Source organism: Acidovorax sp. CF316, from assembly GCF_000276605.1.
Lineage (GTDB): Bacteria > Pseudomonadota > Gammaproteobacteria > Burkholderiales > Burkholderiaceae_C > Acidovorax.
In genome coordinates this window covers 1-3,833 of the sequence record NZ_AKJX01000307.1, presented here as the reverse complement: position 1 = coordinate 3,833, position 3,833 = coordinate 1, and the positions used below count along the sequence as shown (strand labels likewise).

Below are 3,833 nucleotides of genomic sequence, written 5' to 3'. Positions count from 1 at the left end.
GCGTCCCCCTCCCGACTCGCGCAGCGGGTCGAGAGAGGGGTGAAGGCGCGAAGCGACTCAGGGGGTGTTGTCTACGGCCGACGGAAAGCGGGCTTCTGGCCGGCCCAGTGCTTGGCACTGAGATAGTCCAGGCGCACCGTGCCGCCCGTCGACGGCGCATGCACGAAGCGCCCCTCCCCCACGTAGATGCCCGCATGGTTGGGCTGGCGCCCGGTGCCGAACACCACCAGGTCGCCAGCGCGCAGCTCGCCGCCTTCGAGCGGGTAGCCCCAGCTGTTGAGCGCGGCCACGGTGCGCGGCGGCGGCGTGCCGACCTGGTTGCGGTAGACATAGCCGATCAGCCCGCTGCAGTCGAAGCCCGAATCCGGCGTATTGCCGCCGTAGCGGTAGGGCGTGCCCACCAGGCCCAGCGCATGGATGGCGATGCCATGCGCCTGGTCCGGGCTCAGCGGCGGGGTGGTGCGGACCGGGGCGGACGGGAAGGAGGAGGACGACGACGACGGGGTGGGCCGGGAGCTGCCGCAGCCTGCAATCAGCAGCGCTGCGGACACCAGGGCCAGGCAGGAAAGAACACGCATGGATCGCAAGCGTACCGTACCCTGCCGGCGGGGGTGAATGCCCCGCCGTGGCGCCTGCCTTTTGTGAAGGCGGCGCCACCCTGGCCCGTGTGCTGCTTTTCTGTCCTATGCCGTTGCTGCGGCCGTGCGCGTCGCCTCGCGGCGCTGGGCCAGGCGGTTGGCCACGCTCACGATGGCCTGCACCGAGGCGGTCACGATGTTGTGGCTGGTGCCCGCACCGAAGGTGGAGCCGGCCACGCCTTCGAGCGCGGCTTCCACGATGGCCAGGGCCTGGGCGTTGGCCCCCGTGCCCGTGGCGCGCTCCTCGTAGTGGTCCACGCGCAGCGGCAGACCCAGGGCATCCACCGTGGCGGCAATCGGGCCGTTGCCCTCACCTTGCAGGGTCTGGCGCACGCCATCGATGCTCACGTCGAGCTCGATGCCCTGGCCATCATCGGCCAGCTTGTGGCCGTGGCAGACGATGGCCGCCTCGGGGCCGCTGGCCAGGTAAGTGGACTGGAACAGCTTCCACAGCGCATTGCCGGTCATCTCGCCCTCGCTGGCGTCGGTCTGGCGCTGCACCACGGCGCTGAACTCGACCTGCATGCGCCGTGGCATCACCACGCCGTGCTCGCGTTCGAGCAAGAAGGCGATGCCGCCCTTGCCCGACTGGCTGTTCACGCGGATCACGCTGTCGTAGGTGCGGCCGAGGTCCGCCGGGTCGATGGGCAAATAGGGCACTTCCCACAGGCTGTTCGGGTCCTGCGCGGCAAAGCCCTTCTTGATCGCGTCCTGGTGCGAGCCCGAGAACGCGGTGAACACCAGGTCGCCCGCATAGGGGTGGCGCGGGTGCACGGGCAGGGCCGTGCATTCCTCGGCCACGCGCGCCACGGCGGTGATGTCCGAGAAGTCCAGCCCCGGGTGCACACCCTGGGTGTACATGTTGAGCGCCAGGGTCACGATGTCCACGTTGCCGCAGCGCTCGCCGTTGCCGAAGAGGCAGCCTTCGACGCGGTCGGCACCGGCCATCATCGCCAGCTCGGCCGCGGCCACGCCGGTGCCGCGGTCGTTGTGCGGGTGCACCGAGAGCACCACGTGCTCGCGCGGCGCCAGGCGCCGGTGCATCCACTCGATCTGGTCGGCGAACACGTTGGGCGTGGCGTTCTCCACCGTGGTCGGCAGGTTGATGATGATGCGCCGGTCCGGACCCACACCCCAGGCCTGGATCGCGGTCTGGCAGGCGCGCAGCGAGACTTCGAGTTCGGTCGCGCTGAAGGTCTCGGGCGAGTACTGCAGCGTCCACTGCGTCCCGGGCTCGGCATCGGTCAGGCGCTTCAAGTGCGACACATGCTGGTCGATGAACTCCATGACCTGCGTCACGTTCATGCCGAAGACGATGCGCCGCCAGGCCGGCGCCGTGGCGTTGTACAGGTGCACGATGGCGCGCGGGGCGCCGCGCACGGCTTCCACGGTGCGCTCGATCAGGTCGGCGCGCGACTGCGTCATGACCATGAGGGTCACGTCCGCGGGCACCAGGTCTTCGTCGATCAGGCGGCGCACGAAGTCGAAATCGGTCTGCGAGGCGGCCGGAAAGCCGACCTCGATCTCCTTGAAGCCGATGCGCACAAGCTCCTGGAACAGGCGCATCTTGCGCTCGCCGTTCATCGGCTCGAACAGGGCCTGGTTGCCGTCGCGCAGGTCGGTGGACAACCAGATCGGTGCCTGGGTGATGGAACGCGAGGGCCAGGTGCGGTCGGTGAGCGCAACGGGGGCGATCGGCTGGTACTTGGTGGCGGGCTTGGCAATCATGAGAGGCTCCACGAACGGTCGCGTGCGGTGCGCCACGGTGTGGGCGCCACCTGCATGCAGGTCAAACGAAATGAATACGGATGACGTCCCCTGCAGCCCTTTGCACATGTGCAAAGGCTGGTTCGCGGGCCGGGGTCAGGGGGAAATCAGGTGTTGCGCGGAATGGCAACGATGGCGAACGCAGGCAGACCCCGGCCAGGCACTAGGCCTAGCGATAGGGTGGGTAGGGACATGCTGCGTTGCATAGGGGGCAAATGCTAACACGGGCTTTGCCGCGCTGCCAAGCCCCGGCCTTCACACCCCTTGCGTGCGCCGGCTCCAGTCCTCGACCTCGCCCTGCTCCAGCCGCCGCGCCACCAGCTTCTGCCACGAGGAAGGCAGTTGCGGCAGCGCCGCCAGTTCGCGCAGCAGGTCCGCATCGAGCGTGCGGTGGTAGAGCACCTCGATCACACGCGCCAGCGGCCAGGCTGCGTGCGGGCGCGTCACCAGCGTGATGGCATCGCCCGCCTGCAGCGTGCCGGGCTCCAGCACGCGGTAGTACCAGCCGGTGCGACCCGTGCGCTGCAGGCGCAGCGCCATGTCGCGCTGGCCGAAGCGGGTGTTGAGCTTCCAGCACGGCTGGCGCGTCTGCGCGACTTCGAGCAGCACACTGCCCATGCGCACCTGGTCGCCCCAGCACAGGTCGGCCTCGGCCATGCCGGTGCTGGCGATGTTCTCGCCAAAGGCGCCGGGCTGCTCCAGCACGGGCAGGGCTCCGATCTCGCTGCGCCACAGCGCGTAGTGGTCCAGCGGGTACTGGTGCACGGCCTTGTCGGGCCCGCCATGGATGCGCGTGTCGCCCTGCTCGTCGTCCAGCAGGCCGGCAGCCTCCACGCGCACCGGGCCGGCGACAGCCTGCTTGGCGATGGCGCTGCGTGTGTCCGGCCGGTCGCCGAACGGCACGGCGGCCCCACGCAGCACGACCGCCACCTGGCCCAGCAGCACCGGGGTCATGCGGCGTCGGCTTCGATGCCGTCGAGCCAGGTGTCGAACACGGCCTCGGCCGCACGGACCAGCGCGGCGCCATGTTCCCGGGCCCCGCTGCGCAGGGCATGCAGGTCCACGCCGGCCGCGGCCAGTTCGCAGGCATGGCCTACGAGCCACTGCTCGATGCGCGACAGGTCGGCCTCCAGGTGGAACTGCAGGCCCAGCGCATGCGTGCCCACGGCAAAGGCCTGGTGCGGGCACAGCGGCGTGGCGGCCAGGCCCTGGGCACCCGGCGGTATCTCGAACTGGTCGCCATGCCAGTGCAGCACCGGTGTGCCATCGGCCGGGGGGCCAGCACCGAACGCTCGCCGTCCGCCGTGAGCGCCAGCGGCGCAAAGCCGATCTCCTTGTGCCCCATGGGCGCCACGCCGGCACCCAGCGCGCGTGCCATGAGCTGTGCCCCCAGGCAGACGCCCAGCACCGGCTGGGGCCGCGCCAGCC

General features: G+C 70.2%; 3 protein-coding genes and 1 pseudogene. All 4 read right to left on the bottom strand.

The window, feature by feature from the left end; genetic code table 11:
• Positions 1–71: 71 nt before the first annotated feature.
• On the bottom strand, positions 72–578 hold the full coding sequence (locus PMI14_RS33230; RefSeq protein ID WP_007862273.1) for a C40 family peptidase: 507 nt from the start codon (positions 576–578) through the stop codon (positions 72–74).
• A 105-nt stretch (positions 579–683) separates the two neighbouring features.
• Positions 684–2,366 (bottom strand): 2-isopropylmalate synthase, encoded by a 1,683-nt coding sequence (leuA, locus tag PMI14_RS33225; protein ID WP_007862271.1) that lies wholly within the window; start codon positions 2,364–2,366, stop codon positions 684–686.
• A gap of 294 nt (positions 2,367–2,660) precedes the next feature.
• Positions 2,661–3,359, bottom strand: a complete 699-nt coding sequence (locus tag PMI14_RS33220; RefSeq protein ID WP_007862270.1) for an MOSC domain-containing protein — start codon at positions 3,357–3,359, stop codon at positions 2,661–2,663.
• Positions 3,356–3,833 (bottom strand): annotated as a pseudogene (locus tag PMI14_RS34570) (glutamine amidotransferase); the annotation flags it as partial. The gene PMI14_RS33220 and the pseudogene PMI14_RS34570, both read right to left, overlap by 4 nt.